Source organism: Arthrobacter sp. 05T410, from assembly GCF_056396505.1.
This window is the reverse complement of the sequence record NZ_JBFTLP010000009.1, coordinates 1-19,729: the sequence shown is the minus strand read 5'-3', so window position 1 is coordinate 19,729 and position 19,729 is coordinate 1. Positions and strand designations below refer to the sequence as shown.

The 19,729-nt window shown below is 67.3% G+C and carries 21 protein-coding genes; 12 read left to right on the top strand and 9 right to left on the bottom strand.

Going from position 1 to position 19,729, the window contains the following annotated elements; all coding sequences use genetic code 11:
* Nucleotides 1–223: 223 nt before the first annotated feature.
* The 3 genes from AC1DFR_RS13180 to AC1DFR_RS13170 all read right to left on the bottom strand — a co-directional run bounded on the left by AC1DFR_RS13180 (nt 224) and on the right by AC1DFR_RS13170 (nt 2,052).
* Nucleotides 224–988, bottom strand: coding sequence for a sulfite exporter TauE/SafE family protein (locus tag AC1DFR_RS13180; RefSeq protein ID WP_476851644.1), 765 nt, complete (start codon nt 986–988; stop codon nt 224–226).
* Nucleotides 985–1,593 carry a rhodanese-like domain-containing protein gene (locus AC1DFR_RS13175; protein ID WP_476873556.1) on the bottom strand — a complete coding sequence of 203 codons (609 nt, stop codon included), beginning with the start codon at nt 1,591–1,593 and terminating at the stop codon, nt 985–987. The genes AC1DFR_RS13180 and AC1DFR_RS13175 overlap by 4 nt, the downstream gene beginning before the upstream one ends.
* A 156-nt stretch (nt 1,594–1,749) precedes the next feature.
* The gene (locus tag AC1DFR_RS13170) at nt 1,750–2,052 is read right to left on the bottom strand and encodes a rhodanese-like domain-containing protein (RefSeq protein WP_230007322.1); all 303 of its coding nucleotides are present in this window, start codon (nt 2,050–2,052) and stop codon (nt 1,750–1,752) included.
* Between the two features lie 235 nt (nt 2,053–2,287).
* Here AC1DFR_RS13170 and trxA point away from each other — a divergent pair, with 235 nt between their 5' ends.
* Both trxA and AC1DFR_RS13160 read left to right on the top strand, forming a co-directional pair.
* Nucleotides 2,288–2,653, top strand: coding sequence for a thioredoxin (gene trxA, locus AC1DFR_RS13165; protein ID WP_230007315.1), 366 nt, complete (start codon nt 2,288–2,290; stop codon nt 2,651–2,653).
* 303 nt (nt 2,654–2,956) lie between these two features.
* Nucleotides 2,957–3,931 carry an aldo/keto reductase gene (locus tag AC1DFR_RS13160; protein WP_476873555.1) on the top strand — a complete coding sequence of 325 codons (975 nt, stop codon included), beginning with the start codon at nt 2,957–2,959 and terminating at the stop codon, nt 3,929–3,931.
* An 89-nt stretch (nt 3,932–4,020) separates the two neighbouring features.
* On the opposite strand, the gene AC1DFR_RS13155 is transcribed toward AC1DFR_RS13160, so the two are convergent.
* Complete coding sequence (locus AC1DFR_RS13155) at nt 4,021–5,082, bottom strand: adenosine deaminase (RefSeq protein ID WP_476873554.1); 1,062 nt, start codon at nt 5,080–5,082, stop codon at nt 4,021–4,023.
* 48 nt (nt 5,083–5,130) lie between these two features.
* Here AC1DFR_RS13155 and AC1DFR_RS13150 point away from each other — a divergent pair, with 48 nt between their 5' ends.
* Together AC1DFR_RS13150 and AC1DFR_RS13145 are read left to right on the top strand one after the other, a co-directional pair.
* A complete protein-coding gene (locus AC1DFR_RS13150; RefSeq protein ID WP_476873553.1) occupies nt 5,131–7,746 on the top strand; it encodes an excinuclease ABC subunit UvrA in 2,616 nt (871 codons plus the stop codon).
* A 332-nt stretch (nt 7,747–8,078) separates the two neighbouring features.
* Nucleotides 8,079–8,729 (top strand): transglycosylase family protein, encoded by a 651-nt coding sequence (locus tag AC1DFR_RS13145; RefSeq protein ID WP_476873552.1) that lies wholly within the window; start codon nt 8,079–8,081, stop codon nt 8,727–8,729.
* 119 nt (nt 8,730–8,848) lie between these two features.
* On the opposite strand, the gene AC1DFR_RS13140 is transcribed toward AC1DFR_RS13145, so the two are convergent.
* The gene (locus AC1DFR_RS13140) at nt 8,849–9,376 is read right to left on the bottom strand and encodes a hypothetical protein (RefSeq protein WP_084476203.1); all 528 of its coding nucleotides are present in this window, start codon (nt 9,374–9,376) and stop codon (nt 8,849–8,851) included.
* Nucleotides 9,377–9,681: 305 nt separating this feature from the next.
* Here AC1DFR_RS13140 and AC1DFR_RS13135 point away from each other — a divergent pair, with 305 nt between their 5' ends.
* Nucleotides 9,682–10,578: an MSMEG_6728 family protein gene (locus tag AC1DFR_RS13135; protein ID WP_230008990.1), complete on the top strand. Its 897-nt coding sequence runs from the start codon at nt 9,682–9,684 to the stop codon at nt 10,576–10,578.
* An 11-nt stretch (nt 10,579–10,589) separates the two neighbouring features.
* Here AC1DFR_RS13135 and AC1DFR_RS13130 read toward each other — a convergent pair whose 3' ends face one another.
* Nucleotides 10,590–11,042, bottom strand: coding sequence for a hypothetical protein (locus tag AC1DFR_RS13130; protein ID WP_476873551.1), 453 nt, complete (start codon nt 11,040–11,042; stop codon nt 10,590–10,592).
* Nucleotides 11,043–11,256: 214 nt separating this feature from the next.
* Between AC1DFR_RS13130 and AC1DFR_RS13125 the strand changes: the two genes are divergently transcribed.
* Entirely contained in the window at nt 11,257–12,180 is a 924-nt protein-coding gene (locus tag AC1DFR_RS13125) for a response regulator transcription factor (protein ID WP_476873550.1), read from the top strand.
* Between the two features lie 42 nt (nt 12,181–12,222).
* Nucleotides 12,223–13,434: a sensor histidine kinase gene (locus AC1DFR_RS13120; RefSeq protein ID WP_476873549.1), complete on the top strand. Its 1,212-nt coding sequence runs from the start codon at nt 12,223–12,225 to the stop codon at nt 13,432–13,434.
* A 69-nt stretch (nt 13,435–13,503) separates the two neighbouring features.
* Here AC1DFR_RS13120 and AC1DFR_RS13115 read toward each other — a convergent pair whose 3' ends face one another.
* The 3 genes from AC1DFR_RS13115 to AC1DFR_RS13105 form a co-directional block, all read right to left on the bottom strand.
* A complete protein-coding gene (locus AC1DFR_RS13115; RefSeq protein ID WP_476873548.1) occupies nt 13,504–13,860 on the bottom strand; it encodes a hypothetical protein in 357 nt (118 codons plus the stop codon).
* Nucleotides 13,857–14,612 carry a signal peptidase I gene (locus AC1DFR_RS13110; protein WP_476873547.1) on the bottom strand — a complete coding sequence of 252 codons (756 nt, stop codon included), beginning with the start codon at nt 14,610–14,612 and terminating at the stop codon, nt 13,857–13,859. The genes AC1DFR_RS13115 and AC1DFR_RS13110 overlap by 4 nt, the downstream gene beginning before the upstream one ends.
* 91 nt (nt 14,613–14,703) lie before the next feature.
* Nucleotides 14,704–15,330, bottom strand: coding sequence for a TasA family protein (locus AC1DFR_RS13105; RefSeq protein ID WP_476859725.1), 627 nt, complete (start codon nt 15,328–15,330; stop codon nt 14,704–14,706).
* Between the two features lie 189 nt (nt 15,331–15,519).
* Between AC1DFR_RS13105 and AC1DFR_RS13100 the strand changes: the two genes are divergently transcribed.
* The 5 genes from AC1DFR_RS13100 to AC1DFR_RS13080 form a co-directional block, all read left to right on the top strand.
* Nucleotides 15,520–16,449, top strand: coding sequence for an SDR family oxidoreductase (locus AC1DFR_RS13100; RefSeq protein WP_476873546.1), 930 nt, complete (start codon nt 15,520–15,522; stop codon nt 16,447–16,449).
* 37 nt (nt 16,450–16,486) lie between these two features.
* On the top strand, nt 16,487–16,876 hold the full coding sequence (locus AC1DFR_RS13095) for a DUF1622 domain-containing protein (protein ID WP_476873545.1): 390 nt from the start codon (nt 16,487–16,489) through the stop codon (nt 16,874–16,876).
* Between the two features lie 40 nt (nt 16,877–16,916).
* Nucleotides 16,917–17,705, top strand: a complete 789-nt coding sequence (locus AC1DFR_RS13090; RefSeq protein WP_476873544.1) for an isocitrate lyase/PEP mutase family protein — start codon at nt 16,917–16,919, stop codon at nt 17,703–17,705.
* A gap of 172 nt (nt 17,706–17,877) precedes the next feature.
* The gene (locus tag AC1DFR_RS13085) at nt 17,878–18,567 is read left to right on the top strand and encodes a YqjF family protein (RefSeq protein WP_476873627.1); all 690 of its coding nucleotides are present in this window, start codon (nt 17,878–17,880) and stop codon (nt 18,565–18,567) included.
* A 266-nt stretch (nt 18,568–18,833) separates the two neighbouring features.
* On the top strand, nt 18,834–19,729 hold an 896-nt coding region (locus AC1DFR_RS13080; RefSeq protein WP_476873543.1), incomplete at its 3' end, for a DUF222 domain-containing protein.

Genomic DNA, 19,729 nt, shown 5'->3' with positions numbered 1-19,729 from the left:
CATGGGCAGGCTGCGGCCAGCACGTCGACCAGGTCATGCGCGGGGTTCCGAGCTCCCAGCGTTGCCGCGGGCACGAGCAGGAAAAGTCGACCGGCAAGGGCTTCTTCGCGAAGCTGTTCGGGCGGTAGGTGGACCCTGCCGGCGCCCAAGCACAGGCGTTGAGGAAGGGAAAGCGCCGGAGGACATGTCCTCCGGCGCCTTTTTTCACGTTCCCTGGCGCCCCTCAGGACAGGAGCGCCTGCACAGCGACGTAGGCGGCGATCACCAGCACCAGGATTCCAAAGCCACGCTTGAGGACCCTGTCCGGGATGCCGGTGCCGATCCGCCCTGCCGCGAGTGAGGCGGCCATCGCGGTGACGGCGAAGGCCGCCGTGACGGCCCAGTCGATCTGCAGATCACCCAGGTGGGCGGCGAAGCCGGCGGCCGAGTTGATCACGATGATCACGAGGGAAGTTCCAACAGTCAGCGCCATCGGGAGTCCTAGAGCCAGGGTGAGTGCCGGGACGATCAGGAAGCCGCCCCCGACGCCGAGTAGACCGGTCAGGAACCCGACGACGGCGCCGGTGGCGATCGCCTTGGGCAGGCAGCTGCGCCAGTTGACGCCGCCGCCGGGCAGCGCGCAGGCGCCGCCGACGGATGTCGACGGCATCAGCATCCGGATGCCGGCGAAGACCATGATCGCGGCAAAAGCCAGCAGCAGGACCTTCGGGTCCAGCAACCTATTGACCATCGCGCCGAGGTAGGCCGTCACGGTGCCTGCGGCGCCGATGATCAGCGCCAGTCTCCAGTTCACCCCATTCCGCAGCCGGGGCAGCACCGCGACGGCGGAGGATGCGCCGACGACGACCAGCGACGTCGGGATCGCCGCCGCAAGCGGCAGCCCCACGCCATAGACCAGGGCGGGCACGGCGAGGATGGATCCGCCGCCTCCGACCAGGCCCAGCAGGCCACCGACGATCAGCCCGAACGCCGCCGCGGAAATGATCATGCCTTCGCGTCCAGGCTCTTTAGGGCCTGGTGCGCGGTGGGCTCGTTCGCGGAGCGGTTCCACGGCATCTTGGAGAGCACCTGACCCATGGCACAGCTGTTAGTGGCTGCGGAGAACGTCAGGCCGGCACCGATGCCGCCGGCAATCAGGCCCAGTTTGGGCGAGATGAACTTGCTGCCGAGCATGCCGGCAAGGACAAGGGAGCCGGCGGTCATCCGGACCTGGCGTTCCATGGCCCAGGTGCCACGGCCGCGGATGACGTTCCCGCCGGCGGCCGCGTAGGCGGGGACCCCGCCAGACAGAACGCTGGCACTGGCAAGGCCTACGGCGTCCAGGTGCTTGCGGGCCTGCTCGGCCCGGTTACCGGATTGGCAGACGAGGACCACGCGGGTACCCATTTTTGCCGCGAATTCTTCCGCGTGTTCGCTGAGCATGGACAGCGGCACATGGTACGAGCCATTGATGTGCATGGCATCGAACTCTGCGCCGCTGCGCACATCAATGACCATGAGATCGTCGTGGTTATCCTCCCAGGCCTTCAGGGTCGAGGCATCGATGGACTTGGGAGCGCTGTGAACAGGAGTGGTCGTATTCAAGGAATTCATGATCTCTTTCGGTATTTCTTGGAGCATTTCTTGTGGCGGCCCGCTACTGGGCGAGGCCGCCCTCCACCGCCCGGTTCGCCACATCAGGGACACGGTCCGGGCAAATGGAAGCCCGGGCGGCGCTTGGGGGCGTGCCGCCCGGGCAGTCTGGTGGGGTCAGGCGGTCGGGAATCCCGCGGCAGTCCAATCAAGCATTCCGCCGGGCACGGTGTAAGCCGTGTAGCCTGCGGCCGCCAGCTGGTCAGCCGCTGCCGCACTGCGGCGTCCGCTGCGGCACACGGCGATGACCGGACGGGACTTGTCCAGGTCGCTGAGGCGGCCGGCCAGTTCGCCCAAGGCAATGTGCGTGGCACCGGGGATCATGCCTTCGGCGATTTCAGCCGGTTCGCGCACATCCACGATCTGGGCATCGCTGCCGGCCTTGAGCTGTTCCGCGAGCTGCTGCGGGGTGATTTCCATGTGCTGGACCTTTCGGTAGGACTGGCCTGTTGAGCGGAAAAATGTTGAGCGGCAGAATACGGGACCAGGGGTTGCCCGGGAAAGACCCGCGCCGGCGTAGGTCAGGCGCAGGAAAAGTGTGCGGATATCCTCCAGGGCGGGCATCTTTCCCTCTCCATCATGATACCCCCTGGGGTATAAATGCAAACCCGGTGCCACGCTTGCTGATATACCCCCGGGGGTATAATATTTTGCCATGGCAACCATCGACATTTCCGAGAAAACCTTCAACGACACCATCACCGGCAACGGCATCGTGCTGGTGGACTTTTGGGCAGCCTGGTGCGGCCCGTGCCGGATGTTCGCCCCCACGTTCAGCAAGGCGTCCGACAACCACACGGACGTCGTCTTCGCGAAGGTGGACACGGAGGCCGAGCCCGGCCTCTCCGCCGCCGCCCGCATCACCTCCATCCCCACCCTGATGGCCTTTAGGGACGGGATCCTCGTCTTCTCACAGCCCGGGGCAATGAACGCGGCCGGGCTGGAACAGCTCATCACCGCCATCAAGGACCTGGACATGGACGAGGTCCGGGCGAAAATGGCAGCCGCCCCGGCGTCGTAGGGATCAAGCGGCCCCCCAGCCATTGCCTGGGCGATCGCCCTCGCATGCTCGTACTGACGATCCGCGGGTCTGGAGGTCTGCAGCCGTTCTGGCTGGGTCCGATGGCATACGCCGTTTTCGCTCCCGGGCCGGACCGGCATTACGCGAGCCAGGGAGCACCGAGCCAAAGCAGACCTCCCGTTGTGTCCCCGGCCCGATGGGCCTAGAGTTGCGGTCTGCCCACCGCGCGCCGTCCCGCCGCTGAACATGCGCCGGATCAGGTGCCGGAGAGGGCGTCCAACCGTTCCCGTTGAGGAGATATCTATGGAAACCCGCACGCTCGGTACACTCACCGTCTCGGCCCTGGGGTTGGGCTGCATGGGCATGAGCGAGTTCTACGGCCACGGCGAGGATAACGAGTCCGTCGCCACCATCCAGGCGTTTCTCGACGCCGGCGGAAGCCTGCTCGACACCGCGGACATGTACGGCCCGTTCACCAATGAGGAGCTTGTGGGCCGGGCCATCGCAAGCCGGCGCGACGACGTCGTCCTGGCCACCAAATTCGGCAACGAACGGCGGCCCGACGGATCCTGGGTGGGCATCAACGGCTCCCCCGATTACGTGCGGGCCGCTTGCGATGCAAGCCTGCAGCGGCTGGGCGTGGACCACATCGACCTGTACTACCAGCACCGGGTGGACAAGACCGTCCCGATCGAGGAAACCGTCGGGGCCATGGCTGAGCTGGTCCAGGCCGGCAAAGTCCGGCACCTTGGCCTGTCCGAGGCCAGCGCCGACACCGTGCGCCGGGCCCACGCGGTGCACCCCATCACCGCCCTGCAGACCGAATACTCGCTGTGGGAGCGCGAGCCGGAGACCAAGGTCTTCCCGGTCCTCGCCGAGCTCGGCATTGGCTTTGTGCCCTACAGCCCGCTGGGCCGTGGATTCCTGACCGGCCAGTTCCGCAGCCCCGAGGACTTTGCCGCAGACGATTTCCGCCGGCACTCCCCGCGCTTCCAGGGCGAGAACTTTGACCGCAACCTGCAACTCGTGGACCGGGTCAAGGAGTTGGCGGACGCGAAGGGCTGCACCCCGGGGCAACTGGCACTGGCCTGGCTGCTGGCCCAGGGCGAGCACATCGTTCCCATCCCCGGCACCAAGAAGGTCAACCGGCTGCGGGAGAACCTGGGCGCCGCCGACGTCGAACTCTCCGCCGAGGACCTGGCCCGCCTGGACGAACTGGCTCCGGCCGGGGTGGCAGCCGGAGCGCGGTACCCGCACATGGACTCGATCGACGTCTAAGCCGGCCGTTCGACAGCCAACGCGGGGTCACTTACGGCCCGTCCGGGGCCTCCGGATGGGCGCGTAGTGACCCCGCGTTGCTTTTGTGGTTAGTGTCCCGACGCGGCGAGCTCGGCCAGCAACTCGGCCTTGCGCTCCTCGCTCGCGAAGGAGGACCGGATCGAGTTCGCGGCCATCCGGACGCAGTCGAACTCGGACAGGCCGATCACCGATTTCAGCTGCGCGAAGTTGTCGTCCACGTACCCGCCGAAATACGCCGGGTCGTCCGAGTTCACGCAGACGTTCAGCCCCGCTGCGAGCATCGCCGGCAGCGGGTGCCCGGCCAGGGCGTCCACCGCGCGGAGCCTGACGTTGGACAGCGGGCACACGGTCAGCGGCATGAGCTCGTCCACCAGCCGTTCCACGAGCTCCGGGTCCTCCATGCAGCGGATGCCGTGATCGATCCGCTCCACGTCGAGGAGGTCCAGCGCGTCGATGATGTACGACGGCGGGCCCTCCTCGCCGGCGTGCGCGATCCGGTGCAGCCCGGCGTCCTTGGCCCGGGCGAAGAGCCGCTCGAATTTGGCCGGCGGGTTGCCCAACTCGGCGGAATCGAGCCCGATGCCGGCGATCGGGGCGCCCATGGCGAGCAGCTGCTCCAGCACCTCGAGAGCTGAGTCCTCGGTGAGGTCGCGCAGGAAGGCCGCGATCAGGAGGGTGGAGATGCCGAACTCTTCGCGGGATCCGGCCAGCACCGAGGCCACGCCGTTGACGCACGTCGCCAGCGGTATCCCGCGTGACAGGTGGGCCTGCGGGTCCAGCATGATCTCGGCGTGCCGGACCCCGGCGAGCGCCGCCCGGGCCAGGTAGGCGCGGGTCATGTCGGCGAAGTCCTGCTCCGTCTGCAGCACGGCCATGTTGGCGTAGTACAGGTCCAAAAAGGACTGCAGGTCAGTGAATTCGTAGCGCGAACGCAACTCGTCCAGGTCCGCATAGGGCAGTGCGATCCCGTTGCGTTCCGCCAGCGCGAAGATCAGCTCCGGTTCCAGCGTTCCCTCGATATGCAGGTGCAGCTCGGCGACCGGGAGCGGGAGCGGTTCGCCCGCCTCCGGCTCTTCCGGTTCTTCCGGCTGTTCCGCTGTCAACTGGGCATCGCCGTCGTGTGTTTCCATCCGGTAAGGATATGCCCGGCGCTCCCCGGAGCGGATAGAGTCGAACCAATGCAAAGTAAACAGCATGCTTCCCATTTGCCGCGCCCGGCCGGCCGGGACCTAATTCCTGATCTCGCTCCAGGCAATCCGACGGACGGTTTTGTCCGGGTGCGCGGCGCCCGTGAGAACAACCTGCGCAACGTGGACGTGGACGTGCCCCGCGACGCAATTGTCGCCTTCACCGGCGTCTCCGGCTCGGGCAAGTCCTCCCTCGCGTTCGGCACCATCTATGCCGAGGCGCAGCGCCGCTACTTCGAATCCGTGGCCCCCTACGCCCGCCGGCTCATCCAGCAGGGCCACAACCCCAAGGTGGAAATGATCACCGGGCTGCCGCCCGCCGTCGCGCTCCAGCAGCGCCGCGGGACGCCGAGTTCGCGCTCCACGGTGGGCACCCTCACCACGCTGTCCAACTCTTTGCGCATGCTCTTCTCCCGCGCCGGCAGCTACCCCGACGGCGCCGCCCCGCTGGACTCGGACGCTTTTTCCCCGAACACGGCCGCCGGCGCGTGCCCGGAGTGCCACGGCCTCGGCATCGCGCACACCGTCACCGAGTCCTCGCTGGTCCCGGACACTTCGCTGAGCATCCGCGACGGCGCCATCGCCGCCTGGCCCGGGGCCTGGCAGGGCAAGAACCTGCGCGACATCCTCACCCACCTGGGCCACGACGTCGACACCCCCTGGCGGAAGCTGCCCAAAAAGGACCGCGACTGGATCCTGTTCACCGAGGAACAACCCGTGGTGGAGGTGACGCCCCAGCGCGACCGCGTGGCCAAGCCGTACAAGGGCCGGTTCTGGAGCGCCAGGAGCTATGTGCTGCATACGCTCGCCGATTCCAAGAGCACCACAATGCGCGAGAAGGTGCTGCGCTTCATGGAAACCGGCCCGTGCCCGGTCTGCAGCGGCAGCGGCCTGACCCCGGCCGCGCTCGCCGTCACCTTCGCCGGGCACACCATCGCCGAGCTCAACGCCGTCCCCATGACCGAACTGGCGGACATCATCCGCCCCACCACCGAACTCACTGAGGCCGGCACCGCCTCCCGGAAGCAGTCATCCGGCGAGGGCAACGAGGTGGCCGTCGCCATCACCCGCGACCTCCTGCAGCGCGTCACCGTGCTGCTGGACCTCGGCCTGGGCTACCTGGCGCTGGGCCGGTCCACGCCCACGCTCTCCCCCGGGGAAATGCAACGGCTCCGGATCGCCACCCAGCTCCGCTCCGGGCTGTTCGGCGTGATCTACGTGCTGGACGAGCCCTCCGCCGGACTGCACCCCGCCGACGCCGAGCCCCTCCTCGCAGTCCTGGACCAGCTCAAGTCCTCCGGCAACTCGGTGTTCGTGGTGGAGCACAACATGGACATCGTCCGCCGCGCCGACTGGCTGGTGGATGTCGGTCCCCGCGCCGGTGAAGGCGGCGGCGAGGTGCTCTACAGCGGCCCCGTGGCCGGCCTCGCCGAGGTGGACGCGTCCGTGACCCGGCCGTTCCTGTTCCCGGACGGTTCGGCGGGTTCGGACGACGGCGGCGTCCGCCACAGCGCGGACGACGGCGCCCGTTCCTCCGCCAGCGGTACCCGGCGGGAGGCGGCCGGTTGGCTGGAACTGCGCGACATCAGCCGCCACAACCTGCGCGAACTCGACGCCGACTTCCCACTCGGGGTGCTGACCGCGGTCACGGGCGTCTCCGGCTCCGGCAAATCCACCCTGGTCAGCCAGGTCCTGGCCGAGGTGGTCGGCGCCAGGCTGCACCCGGAGCCAGACGCTGCCAAGACCCCCGAGGACCTGGAGGCCGACGCCGGTAAGTCCACCGGGCCGCTCAGTGTCGGACCGGTCTCAGGCCTCGACCAGCTGGACCGGCTCGTCAAGGTGGACCAGAAACCGATCGGCCGCACTCCGCGCTCCAACCTCGCCACTTACACCGGCCTCTTCGATGCGGTCCGCAAGGAGTTCGCGGCCACGGACGAGGCCAGGGCGCGGGGCTTTGGTGCCGGCCGCTTCTCCTTCAACGTTGCAGGCGGCCGCTGCGAGACCTGCCAGGGCGAGGGCTTCGTCGCCGTCGAACTGCTGTTCCTGCCCGGCAGCTACGGCCCCTGCCCCGAGTGCCATGGCTCGCGCTATAACCCGGAAACCCTTGAAGTGACGTACAAGGGCAAAAACGTGGCGGAGGTGCTGGGCCTGACGGTCAATGCCGCCGCAGAGTTCCTCGAAGGGGTACCGGCAGCGGCGCGCAGCCTGCAAACACTGCGCGAGGTGGGCCTGGGCTATCTCCGCCTCGGCCAGCCGGCAACCGAGCTCTCCGGCGGCGAGGCCCAGCGCATCAAACTCGCCACCGAACTGCAGCGTGCCCAGCGCGGCCACTCCCTCTACCTGCTGGACGAGCCCACCACCGGCCTGCACCCGGCCGATGTCCAGCTCCTCATGGCCCAACTGCACCGGCTCGTGGACGCCGGCAACACCGTCATCGTGGTGGAACACGACATGGATGTGGTGGCCGCAGCGGACTGGGTGATCGACCTCGGCCCGGCCGGTGGCGACGCGGGCGGCGAGATCGTGGCGATCGGGACCCCGACCGCCGTCGCGGGCTCCACGGAGAGCCGGACGGCTCCGTACCTGGCCGCAATGCTCGGAAGCTGATCCACGCGGGGCGCGGGCGTCGGCGTCGGGGCCGGCGGGCCCTGGGGACGCGGGGGCGGCGTCAACGCGGCCGGCGGGGCGCGGGCGTCGGCGTCAACGCGCGCCGGATGATAACGGCAGAAGCAGGGAAAGTAACGTCTTGATAACGGCGTGGGGCTGACTTAGCCTAGTGTCCATGCCCGGCAACCGGGTATTGCATGCCCGGTGCTACCACCACCAGATACTGCCCGACCGGTAGACACCGCTATGACCTCTATTGTCAGGGGCGGGCAGTGGCGTAAAAACGTCCGGGGACGGACCGAGCGCTGGTGGGCCTCAGGAGCATCTAAACCATGAAGAAATCAATCTATGGCACTGCCGCGCGCCGCGGCGTCACTTTTGCGGCCGTCTCAATTGCAGGCGTCGCCCTGTCCGCCTCGGCCGCGAACGCGGCCGTACCGACCACAGCCCCTGCCTCCACGTGGGACTCGCTGGCCCAATGCGAAAGTGGCGGGAATTGGGCCACCAACACAGGAAACGGATACGCGGGCGGGCTGCAATTCAGCGCCAGCACGTGGGCGGCCCATGGCGGCACGGGATCTCCGGCCAATGCCAGCCGTGCGCAACAGATCGCCGTCGCCGAGAAAGTGCAGGCCAGCCAGGGCTGGGGCGCGTGGCCAGCCTGCGCGGCCAAGCTGGGACTGCGCGGCGGCGCCGCGGCTCCGCAGAGTGCAGCCACAGCGCAGCGGCCCGCCGCGACTCCCGTCGCAGCCAAGGCCCCCGCCAGATACGCCCCTAAGGCAGCCGTGCCGGCACCCCGCCACGTTGCACCGGTAGCCGTAAGCGGCCAGACCTACACCATCCGGAGCGGCGAAACCCTGAGCACGATCGCCGGGAAGCTCAACATCGCCGGAGGCTGGCACGCGCTGGCCGACGCCAACACGGCGACCATCAGCAACCCCCATCTGGTGTTCCCGGGCCAAGTGCTGCGGCTGCCCGCATAGGGCGGTTACAGCACTTGGCGTACAGCACGACACACAGCACGACGCCGGAGCGATCCCGCAAAGGGGACGCTCCGGCGTCGTGGTGCTTCAGTGGGCCGTGCTGGCTCAGCCGTGCGGGCTCAGGCGGCCTGTGGGATTTCGCGGATAATCCGCACTTTCCAGGCGGCGTCGTCGCTCGTGTCCAGCAGGGCCACCGTGCCCATGGCCAGATGCAGCGCTACCCGTTTCGCGGCGAGGAGCTCAAGGTAAAGGCTTTCGTTCATCCGGGCCGGGGCGTCAATGACGTACTTCACGGCGTCGCGGACTTTGCGGTAGTTGGCGCTCCGCTCCCGGTGAAGGTGCAATTCCAGCATCCGGCGCTGCTTGATCCTGGGCTCGTGGCGGTTCAGCCAGGACACCGCGGCGTGGACGGCTACCACCAGGGTCAGTGAGATGACGTAGATCTCCCAGCCACTCGAGAGCAGGAACAGGGGCAGGTTGGCGATCGCCACCGCGGCGATGAAGAGGCGGAGGGCCACCAGGCGCCGCATGGTGAGGGCCACGCCAGCCATAGCCGCGCGGAATCCGCGCTGCTCGTCGCGGGCGGCAACCGGATCCAGCGTGAATTCCTCCAGCACCACTATCCCGTGGGCGTCGGGGCTGAGCATTTGTCCGTACCTGGGCACGAACGGCGCCGGTGCCACCCTTACTGTTGGTGGCTCTGCTGTAAAGGGCAGCGCAGTAATGGGCTCCGCTGACTTAGGCTCTGCTAGAGATGGTTCTGCTGAATAAGGCTCTGCTTGATAAGGCTCTGCTTGATAAGGCATGGGCGTGTCTTCCGTGGCGGCGGGAGTGGTTCATGTTATTTTAGCGGCTCCCCAGCACGCCTGTCTTCCCTGTTCCGTCATGTGAGCACCCTCACCGCCGCGCGCCAGCAATTGGCGCATTTGGTCCGTGGCCTCAAACTGGAGAGATGCAGACTTTCCTCCCCTTCCCTGATTTCCAGCAGAGCGCCGCGGTTTTGGACCGTGTGCGGCTCGGCAAGCAGCGCGTCGAAGCGCTGCAGATCCTGCGTGCGCTGGTGATCCCGGAGTACGGCTGGCAGTCGCACCCGGCGATCAGGATGTGGATGGGGTACGTTCCTGCGCTGACCATGTACGGCCTGGCCATAGTGGATGAATGGACGGCCCGCGGCGGCGAGGACACCATGCGCGAGAAAATCATGGAGTTCGCCCCGCAGGCGGCCCACCCCGACTACGCCGCCAAGATCCCGATGCCGCCATGGCTTGGCAATGCGGATTTCCACCTCAGCCACCGGTCCAGGTTGATCGCCAAGGATCCGCGGTTCTACACAGAGGTATTCCCCGGCACGGACCCGGACCTGGAGTACATCTGGCCCGAACCGAAGCACGAGCTGGTGCCCGAGGATCCAGCCGGGGACCGCATGTGGGTCCTGCGCCTGCCCCTCGGCGATACCGAGCCCGCACAGCTGAAGACTGTCAGCCTGCCGCCTGTTGGCCGCAGCAAGGTCCCCGCGGACGACGACTACCAGTTCGTTTACGCCGACTCAGGCTCGCGCCGTCCCAGCAAGGTGCGCAAGCTGCCCCCGAAGCAGCTCGTCAAGAAGCCCACCCGCAAGCGCCAGCAGCAGGAGGAGGCGTTCACCACCCTGCCCGGCAACTCCGTGGTTGCCATCCCGGTCAACGACGGCGCCGCCTTCGCCGTCGGCAAGGTCCTGGGCCGCCCGATCACGGTTGATGGCCAATTCGCACGCAACTTCCAGGTCGACGAGATCGTGGACCGCTCCGCCTTCGATTACCCTGCCCTGATGCAGGATCCACGGGCCTTCTTCCCGATCCCGGCGAGGTAGCAGCACGCTGGTCAGCAGGTGATGGTTCGTTCCAGCGGGGCTCCGGTCCATGGGCCAACCTGCGCGGACAGAGTAAAGGTGTAGTTCCCTTTGCCGCCCCAGTTGGTCAGGGATTCTTCGCGACCGGCGGTAACCTGCGTCAAAGTCGGCGTTTCGCCGGGCAGCGTTAGTGTTGCCACGTAGCCCGTGGCGCGGTCCACCAGACCAAATCCCGTGAAAGTGATGGTCGCGCCTTTTCCAGCCTTCGTACACTGCAGTGTGCCGTTGACGGATGCCGGGGCCGGGACCTTGTAGGTCCCCACGTTCAAGGCTGCGGTGGCTCGGGCCGTGAAGGTCGCGTATGCCAGCCCGGGAGCGCCCAGCACCAGAGCCGCGGCTACCGGGACGGCCAGCAGTCTGCGCAGACGCACCAGCCAGGCGGCCTTGACCCGGGAGGCTTCCGGTGCGGACTGAGGGGCGTTCACAGTTGCGCTTCCTTTTAGAGCTGGCGATCCAATAGCTCCTACTCTGGCAGTGCAGCTTCAACCCAACGCCGCGAAAAACTTCAACGTTTGCTCAAGAAAACCTGTTAGCCTGAATCCACTGTGACCCTTGGGGTTGGTGTCACACACTGTGACGCATGAGGTCAGTGCCGCACAGAGGTCTCATTGTCCTAGAAACTGGGGTTTGGGTGGTTCCGTGACTCAACTACGAGTTGTGGTTGTTGATGACGACGCCGACGTTCGACTGCTGCTGCGCCGAACGCTCGAGATGCAGGGGTTTGCCGTTTTTGAGGCCGCCTGCGGGTCCGACGCGCTGGTGAGCATCCAGGAAAACGGCCCGGACCTGGTGACTCTTGACCTCAATCTTCCCGATCTCGACGGCGTCGAAGTTTGCCGCCGGATGCGCAAATTCTCCGAGGCCTACGTCGTCATGATCACGGCCCGGGCGGACGAGATAGACGAATTGATGGGTCTGGAAACCGGCGCCGACGACTTTATCAGCAAGCCCTTCAGCCCCCGCACCGTCCAGGCCCGGGTGACAGCGGTATTGCGCCGGCACCGGCCAACCCCGCAACGCCCCACCCCGCAGCGTCGGGCTACAGACTTCATGCCCCGCGCAACCGACGCATCGACGGCCGGGATCCACGACGGTCCCCGCCGCCGGGCGAGCGACGTTGCGCCTGTCACCGATGCCGTGTCCGCCCTCCACACGCCACCGCGCCGCCGGGCAGGCGACGCAGCGCCCGGCAGCCCTTCCGACTATCCAGCCGTGGCAGCAGGACAAGACCGTCGTTACGACGACGCCGGCGTCGTCCGGCACGGCCCGCTGGTTGTGGAGGCCGAAAGCCGGGCGGCCTCCGTCGACGGCGTCGAACTGGAATTGACGCGCACGGAATTTGACCTGCTGGAAGCCCTGGCGGGGGCGCCGCGGCGAGTCTGGACCAGGAAGGCCCTCCTGACCAAAGTGTGGGGAACCGAATGGCCCATGGACGAGCACCTCGTGGAAGTGCATATCGGCAACCTGCGCAAGAAGCTCGGCGACAAGGGCCGCGACCCGCGGTTCATCCGCACGGTACGCGGCGTGGGCTACCGGATGGCGCCCGCAGAAGGGGTGGCGTAACTGGTCCCGTCACCGTCAGCCCGTATCGCCGCAGAGTCCGGGATGGCCCGGCAATCGGTACTCGCGGAGTATGGCCTGCCCCGCCTCGAGCCGCTCCCTGCCACAACGGGCACCCGCACTCCGGATACGCAGGGTCAACTCCAGAAACTGTTGGTCCTGGCGACCACAATTACCGGTATACCGTTCGGCGCGGTCAACATCATCACTGCAGATCAGCAGCACCACATCGCCGCGGTGGGGATTGACCCAGGCGTGTGTTCCCTCGACGATTCGATGTGCAGCCGGGTCTTCCTCAGCGGCCGGACCACCGTGGTGCCCGACGCTTCGCGGGACACTCGCTTCCAACACCACCCCTTTGTCACGGGCCAGGCAGCCGCAGTCCGGTTTTACGCTTCAGTCCCTCTCGTCACGGCAGGGGGGTTCGTGCTGGGGTCGTTGTGTCTCTTTTCGCCGTCTCCCGCGGAGCTTACTCCCGGTCAGCAGACGGTGCTGGAAATCATCGCCTCGCAAGTGGTGGAAGTACTCGAACTGCACCACCATGCGCGGATGCTCGCCCGGAGCCTGGAGGACGCCCGCAAGAGCAACGAGCTGCTCGAATCATTTGCTGCCCGCATCAGCCACGACCTGCGCAACCCGCTGACCAGCGTCATCGGATTCACGGAACTTGGCGAACTGCAGAGGCCTGAAGACGCAGACGAATTCCGCATAATCGGCAGGACCTCACGCCGGATGCTGGCCATGGTGGACGATCTGCTGTCCTTCTCCAGACTCGGTGGAGCGCTCCGACGGCGCCCGGTGTCCCTCTCGGCTGTAGTCCACGACGTCGAAGAAGACCTTGCGGCCGACCTGTCGGAAGCCGGGGCGGACGTCGAGGTTTCGGACGCGGTCCTTGAAGCCGACGCCGGGCAGTTGCGAGCGCTGCTGCAAAACCTGATCCACAACTCCGTGGCCTACCGCCGCCCGGGCATCCCGCCGAGAATCCTGGTCAGCGCCAAGGCTGTTGCCGACGGTGTAGCCGTGCGGGTGACAGACAACGGCAAGGGCATTCCCCCGGAAAAGCGGGGTCATGTGACAGAGCCACTGGCCCGTTTGCACCGCGACGACGACCCGCCCGGTTCCGGATTGGGGCTGGCAACCTGCGCCCGGATCGCGAAGGCCCATGGCGGACGGCTGACCATCAGTTCAGGTCCCGACGGCGGAACCACGGTGTCCGTCCTGCTCCGAGCTTCCGCCCCGGAGGACCCTACCGGGTGACGGTGGTGGGTCGCCCCGTCGGGTGACCATGCCGGGTGGGGGGCATCGAGTCCTCCCGCAACCGGGCCTTCAACAACTCAAGAGTTTGCTGGCATGCTGCGCGAAGTCCGCTGCGTTGGCGTCGAGGACCCCGGCGGCGGCCCGGGCCGCGCCCAAGTCGCCGGCCCGGATGCTCTGTTCCACAGTCCTGCTGTGTCCTTCAAGCTGAACCGCCCCGGCCATCGCCGCCGACGTCGCCACACTTAGGACCGCCGCTAAGGCACCCTCGATCTTGCCCTCGAGAAGGCAGCGGTGGATGCGTGCCAGGCTGTCCGGCAGGCGTTGGACGAAGCGGCCGACGAAGCCGACCGCGGTGGAACGTGAATTCAGTTCAAGAGCCAGCCTGTCGATCCGCCGGGTATCAAGGATGACGCCGGAGCCGGTCATCCCCTGCTCTCTTCAGAACCGGCGGCGGTGGCATCATCTGTGGCTTGGGCATCGGCGGCCAGTGTCTCGGTGGCCAGCGTTTCGGTGGCCACTGCAGCGGGCTTCTTCCAGATCGCCGTCAGCACGACGACAACGAGCAGGGCAGACGCGCCGTGGAGGAGCACGGACTGGACCAGGGGCTGACGCAAGGCCCTGATGACGTCGCCAAGGTAGGGAACGACGCCCGCCTCCGTGTAGACGTAGTCCTCGGACAGCACGGCAACCCACGGGTCGGCCCCGGAGTTCGCGTCTCCCTTGGTGGTCACTGACGTCGCGCCGGCTTCGCGTTTGATGCTGGCCACCCGGTGGGTCTCAATCCGGTGATCGTCAATGGGGATGCTGTAGGTGATGACATCGCCAACCTTTAACTCGGAGACCGGCGTCTTCACGCTGACAACGACGTCGCCCGGGTTGATCCCCGGCGACATGCTCCCGGTGAGCATGGTGGACGTCTGGTAGCTCAGGAAGCGCGGCCCGACGGCGAGAAAGAGGAAAACCAATGCGGCGACGACGAGGAGGATCGTAAAGAAAGCTCGTCCGGCCACGGCACCAGCCTTGGACGCCGGCCGTCGGGTGCGGGCGGGGGCCGGTTCGGCCCGACGTCGTCCGCGGCTCTGAGGTACAGGGTCCTGGACGGCACTATCCGGAACGGTGCCGTCCGCCACCAGGTGGTCGACGGAATCCCTGGGACCTGCGTTGATTGCTGTACTCACGGGACCGTTCCTCCTGCCGCTGTGGATAGTGCGGGCAAAGCCGGGTGCTCAGTCGGGCCGAGACCTGGCCGGACTGAGCACCCGAGAATCGCTACTTGCTGGCGCCACCGGCGCGCTGTGCGGCGTCGAAGACGAAGTTGATGGTGCTGGTCAGTCCCTGGAACGTGTTATCAGCACCATTGGGAACGGAGAGCGTGACGCGGAGGTTGTCGGCCTGCTTGGCAGTCAGGGAGGCGAGGCCAAGCATCGGCATATTCGCCCCGACCACGGCCCGGGACGACATGACAACCGTGGTGTTGGCGGGGGCGCAAGTGTAGGTGAACGAGGGCGAAGTGCCGGTTTCAGCCCACGGCACTTTGCAGGCATCAACCTTGATCTGCAAGCCGTTGGTGGTGTCGGAGTCCAGCTTAGAGGACGGTGTGGCTGTGGTGGTGAGAGTAATTGCGGCCAGGTCCTGGTCACCGCTGTTGGTCAATGTCACTGCACGCTGGATGGTGTCGCCCGGAATTGCACCTGAGGCCGGAATGGTGAGTCGGTTGTTGGCTGCGCCGGCGGTTCCGACCTCAAACTTTACCGTGCCTGAACTGACAGCGGCGGAGGCCGAGGTGCTGGTCGTGAAGCCACCGTAGGTGCCCATCCCGGCCACGCCGGCAGCTGCGGCGAGGAGGGCGGCGGAAGCCAGGACCTTGCTGGACGTGGAGTTGAGGTTGAGACCCATTGGAGATTCCGTTTCGTGGAGCCGGCCGTGGCGGGCCGGGCGACGTATGTAGCATCCGCCAGCCCCCTGGCTGACCTTTACAACAATGCCCGGCCCAGCTCAAGGCAATGCTTCAGCGGGCGACAAGATCAGTTCAAGTTTTCCTCAAGCCTGTCCGCGGCGCTTCCCGAAGGCTGGCAGACTGGCTTCATGACTGTTCTGCTGGCCGGTTGCGGCGATCTTGGCACCGAGGCCGGGCTGCGTTTCGCGGCGGCTGGCCACCGCGTGGTGGGGTGGCGTCGCTCGCCGGAGAAACTCCCGGCCGCCATCGAGGGAGTCGCCGCCGACCTGGGCTCCGCTGAGCTGCCGCCCATCCCGGCGGACACCACCGCCGTCGTCGTCGCGATTGCCGCGGATTCCCCGACTGAGGAGGCGTACCGTGCCGCCTACGTGGACGGGCTGTCGAACGTCCTGGACGCGGTCCTCGCCTCCGGGGCAAACGTCCGCAGGGTCCTGTTTGTGTCCTCGACCGCCGTCTACGGAGATGCCGGCGGCGGCTGGATTGATGAAGGCACGACGCCGGAACCCGGCGGGTTCTCGGGCCGCATCATCCGCGAAGCGGAGGAACTCCTCCACAGCCGCCTGCGCGGCACCGGCATCACCCCCGTAGTGCTGCGGCTCGGCGGAATCTACGGCCCCGGCCGGACGCGATTGATCGACCAGGTGCGCGGCGGAACCGCGGTCATTCCTGCCGCGTCGCGTTTCACCAACCGGATCCACCGCGACGACGCCGCCGCCGCGATCGTCCATCTGTGCACCATGGGCACGGTTCCGGCGGCGGTCTATCTGGGCGTGGATAATGAACCGGCCGAACTCGGCGACGTGCTGGAATTCCTGGCCGCGGAACTGGGACTCCCTGCGCCGGCGGCAGAGTCCACTGGTACCGCGGGTGCGGCGGCGGCCGGCACCACCGACGCTTCGGCGTCGGGCGGCAAAGCGGCGGGCGGCGAACCCTCCCGGGGCGGAAATAAGCGGGCCAGCAACGGGCTGCTCCGCAGCACCGGTTTCGAGTTTCAATACCCCAGTTTCCGGCAAGGCTACCGAGCCGTTCTCGCCGGTATCGGCGTCCGGCACCCCTAAAGTTTGAATCTCACAGCCCACTTCTCTGAGGGGAACCATGGATTTTCAGCACATTATCGAGTCGGCCGGCGGCCTCATGGACTTCGCCGGTGTGGCCGTCATGGTGGTCGGCGCCCTCGTCTCTATCCCCTTGGCGCTGCGCGGATTCCAGCCGGAACGCCAGCCGGCGGGCTCTGCACCGCTCTCCGTGTACCGCTCCTACCGGCAACTGCTGGGCCGCTCGATCCTCCTCGGGCTCGAGCTGCTCGTCGCGGCCGACATCATCCGTTCGGTCGCCGTCGCGCCGACCTTCGAGGGCGTCGGCGTGCTGGCCATAATTGTGCTCATCCGGACCTTCCTGAGCTTCTCGCTCGAGCTGGAAATCACCGGACGCTGGCCCTGGCAGACTCAGCGCGAGGGATCACCTGACTCTTCCGCGGCAGGCTGAAACCCTTCCGGATGGCACGGTGCCCCGCTAGGCTCGCGGCATGACAGACCACGCGCGTTCCCGTGCCTCCAAAGCCACCGAGCTGCTCCGTCTCCACCACGCACCGGAAATTCTCCAACTCGTCAACGTCTGGGACGCGATCACCGCGAAGGTGGTTGCCGGCGTTCCGGGGACCAAGGCATTGGCCACGGCCAGCCACTCCATCGCTGCGTCGCTCGGGTACGAAGACGGCGAGAACATTCCGGTGGACGAAATGATCGCCGCCGTCGGGGTGATTGCCGCCGCCACGTCGCTGCCCGTCAGTGCTGATCTCGAAGCGGGCTACGGCAATCCCGGCGAAACTGTTCGCAAGGCGATTGGCGTCGGCGCTGTCGGAGCCAACATCGAGGACCAGATGCGCCCGCTCGCCGACGCCGTTGAACAGATGAGCGCTGTAATCCGCGCCGCCGAGGCCGAGGGCATCGACTTCGTCCTCAACGCCCGCACCGACGCCTTCTTGAAGGGCAAGGACCGGGACCCTTCTGCGGTGCTTGCGGACGCCATTGAGCGCGGCCGGGCCTTCCTCGACGTCGGTGCGACCGCGGTGTTCGTGCCGGGCCTGCTGGACGAGCCGACTGTCACCGCGTTGGTGGAAGGCATTGGGTGGAACAAGATCTCGGTCATCAATGTGCCCGGATCCCTGGCACCGGCCAAATTGCAGGAACTTGGCGTGGCGCGCATTTCCTACGGCCCGTGGACCCAGCGCGTGGCGCTGACAGCGTTGGCCAATGCGACGGCGGCAGTATTGGCCGGTGGAGCCCTTCCGGAAGGCACCCGGGCATTGAACTGACCCTGCTTCCGCGGATCTTGGCCGATGCCAAGTGACCCCGGCTGCCGTCCGATTCTCATGATGCCGACCGGCTCGTGTCCTGCCGACCGAAGACCCTGCCGACCGAAGGGAGCTGATCCGATTGGGCGTTGATCCGTGGCCGGCTGCACCCGAGCTTCCGGCGCCAATCATCATGGACCAGCGGTGGTTGGATGCCGTCTTCCTGCACTGGCGCATTCCTGAGGCAGTGGCGGCGCGGTTCATGCCAGCGGGCGTCGCGCCGGATGTGTTCGACGGGTCCGCGTGGGTGGGGCTAATCGGCTTTCGTATGCAGGGTGCCGGAGTTGGTCGCCGTCCCGGCATCCCCTATTTCGGAAGCTTCAACGAGATCAACGTGCGCCTCTACTCCCGCGAGCCGGACGGCACCCGTGGTGTCGTTTTCCGGAGCCTGGATGCTTCACGCTTGGCGGTGGTACTGGCCGCACGGGCGGCCGGGATACCCTATGTGTGGTCGCGGGCGAGCTACGTGGGTGCCGATGGATTTACCGGATCGGCGTCGGCTGGGTATTCCGTGCGACGCTTTCGAGGCGGCACCCGGAGCGGTTTCTCGGTCGTCCCAGAGCCCGACGTCGCAGCCACCGACGCGCTGTCGATCCACCTCACGGCGCGGTTCGGTCTGCATTCACGGTTCAGGGGCAGGACCATCTATGTGCCCAACACACACAGTGCATGGCCGCTGTACCGCGCGCAGCTGTTCGGCCTTGAGGACCAACTCGTGCGCGCCGCGGGAATCGAAGTGGCCGGGCCACCCGAATCCGTACTTTTCTCGCCCGGAGTTCACACGCAGTTTGGCCGCCCACGGGTCCTGCACAGCACGATGTGAAACCTGCCTGATCGCCCGTCGATCCGTGGGCAGGTGGCGCCGCGGTCTGAGAGTGATCACGCACGGTGCCCTCCTAAAATTGTCGGAGCCCTCAAATAGACTCGAGCCATGGAAGCCGTCAGGGATTTCATCAGGGATTTCACCGCCTGCGGGGACGAGGCGGAGGGCACGGAGCGGGGTGCAGCCCCGGTCGGGCAATCCGGTATGGACGCCGCCCTGGCCGCGCTGCGGGCGGTGGGTTCGACGGCGGTGGAGGATGCGGGGTCGTGGGGCTTCCGGGCCGCGTCGGACTTCGCCGCAGCGTGGAGGAAGTCTCCCGCGCGGTGGAGTATCTGCAGCTCGTCGCGGCGGCCGCCGTGGACCGGACCAGGAAGCAGTCCTCGGCCGCGGCCGCGGGGGTCGCGGCGGGGGCGGTCACCGGGTGGACCACCGGCTGGCGTGAGAGCCCCGCCGGGTGGCAGACCGGCGCACCCGGAACCGCGGAACCCGCCGGCGCCTCCCTGGCCTCGGCTCCCGCGGGCGCATCCTTGTCCTTGGCTCCCTCCGGCAGGTCTGTTGGGGCGGTTCCCGCCGGCACCTCCTTGTCCTCGGCTCCCGCCGGAAGCCCCGGAACGGGTGAGCCGGCGGTGCCGGAATCGGTGCTGGATGACGGGTACCGGAACACGGTGGAGTTCCTGCGGGCGCGGCTGCGGATCAGCGCCGCGGAGGCCAGGCGCCGGCTCTGCCTCGCCGACACGCTGCTGCCCCGGCAGGGACTCGCCGGCCGGCCCATCCCGCCCGTGCACCCGGAGCTCGGAGCCGCCGTCGCGGCCGGCGAGGTCGCCTCCCGCGCCGCGACCGTCATCACGCTCGCCCTGGACCGGGTCCGGCACAGCTGCCTCCCGGAGGCCGTCGCGGCGATGGAGCACGCCCTGACCCGCACCGCGGCCGAGAACGACGCCGACTTCCTGGCCCGGATCGCCCGCCGGTGGACGGAGGCGCTGGACCAGGACGGCGCCGAGCCCTCCGAGGAACTGCTCCGCCAGCTCCAGGGCGCTTTCCTCCGCAAACCCCGGCACGGCCTGCAGCACCTGGAAATCTTCGCCACCACGGACCAGTTCGAACACCTGATCACCGTGATGAACACCGCCACCAACCCCCGCACCGGCCCCCGCACCGGCCC

Coding starts and splice junctions, on each gene's coding strand:
- trxA (WP_230007315.1), top strand. CDS start 2,288: ATGGCAACCATCGACATTTCCGAGAAAACCTTCAACGACACCATCACC.
- AC1DFR_RS13100 (WP_476873546.1), top strand. CDS start 15,520: ATGACTGTTCTGCTGGCCGGTTGCGGCGATCTTGGCACCGAGGCCGGG.
- AC1DFR_RS13145 (WP_476873552.1), top strand. CDS start 8,079: ATGAAGAAATCAATCTATGGCACTGCCGCGCGCCGCGGCGTCACTTTT.
- AC1DFR_RS13135 (WP_230008990.1), top strand. CDS start 9,682: ATGCAGACTTTCCTCCCCTTCCCTGATTTCCAGCAGAGCGCCGCGGTT.
- AC1DFR_RS13090 (WP_476873544.1), top strand. CDS start 16,917: ATGACAGACCACGCGCGTTCCCGTGCCTCCAAAGCCACCGAGCTGCTC.
- AC1DFR_RS13175 (WP_476873556.1), bottom strand. CDS start 1,593: ATGAATTCCTTGAATACGACCACTCCTGTTCACAGCGCTCCCAAGTCC.
- AC1DFR_RS13155 (WP_476873554.1), bottom strand. CDS start 5,082: ATGGAAACACACGACGGCGATGCCCAGTTGACAGCGGAACAGCCGGAA.
- AC1DFR_RS13085 (WP_476873627.1), top strand. CDS start 17,878: ATGGACCAGCGGTGGTTGGATGCCGTCTTCCTGCACTGGCGCATTCCT.
- AC1DFR_RS13160 (WP_476873555.1), top strand. CDS start 2,957: ATGGAAACCCGCACGCTCGGTACACTCACCGTCTCGGCCCTGGGGTTG.
- AC1DFR_RS13140 (WP_084476203.1), bottom strand. CDS start 9,376: ATGCTCAGCCCCGACGCCCACGGGATAGTGGTGCTGGAGGAATTCACG.
- AC1DFR_RS13170 (WP_230007322.1), bottom strand. CDS start 2,052: ATGGAAATCACCCCGCAGCAGCTCGCGGAACAGCTCAAGGCCGGCAGC.
- AC1DFR_RS13105 (WP_476859725.1), bottom strand. CDS start 15,330: ATGGGTCTCAACCTCAACTCCACGTCCAGCAAGGTCCTGGCTTCCGCC.
- AC1DFR_RS13150 (WP_476873553.1), top strand. CDS start 5,131: ATGCAAAGTAAACAGCATGCTTCCCATTTGCCGCGCCCGGCCGGCCGG.
- AC1DFR_RS13115 (WP_476873548.1), bottom strand. CDS start 13,860: ATGACCGGCTCCGGCGTCATCCTTGATACCCGGCGGATCGACAGGCTG.
- AC1DFR_RS13120 (WP_476873549.1), top strand. CDS start 12,223: ATGGCCCGGCAATCGGTACTCGCGGAGTATGGCCTGCCCCGCCTCGAG.
- AC1DFR_RS13095 (WP_476873545.1), top strand. CDS start 16,487: ATGGATTTTCAGCACATTATCGAGTCGGCCGGCGGCCTCATGGACTTC.
- AC1DFR_RS13180 (WP_476851644.1), bottom strand. CDS start 988: ATGATCATTTCCGCGGCGGCGTTCGGGCTGATCGTCGGTGGCCTGCTG.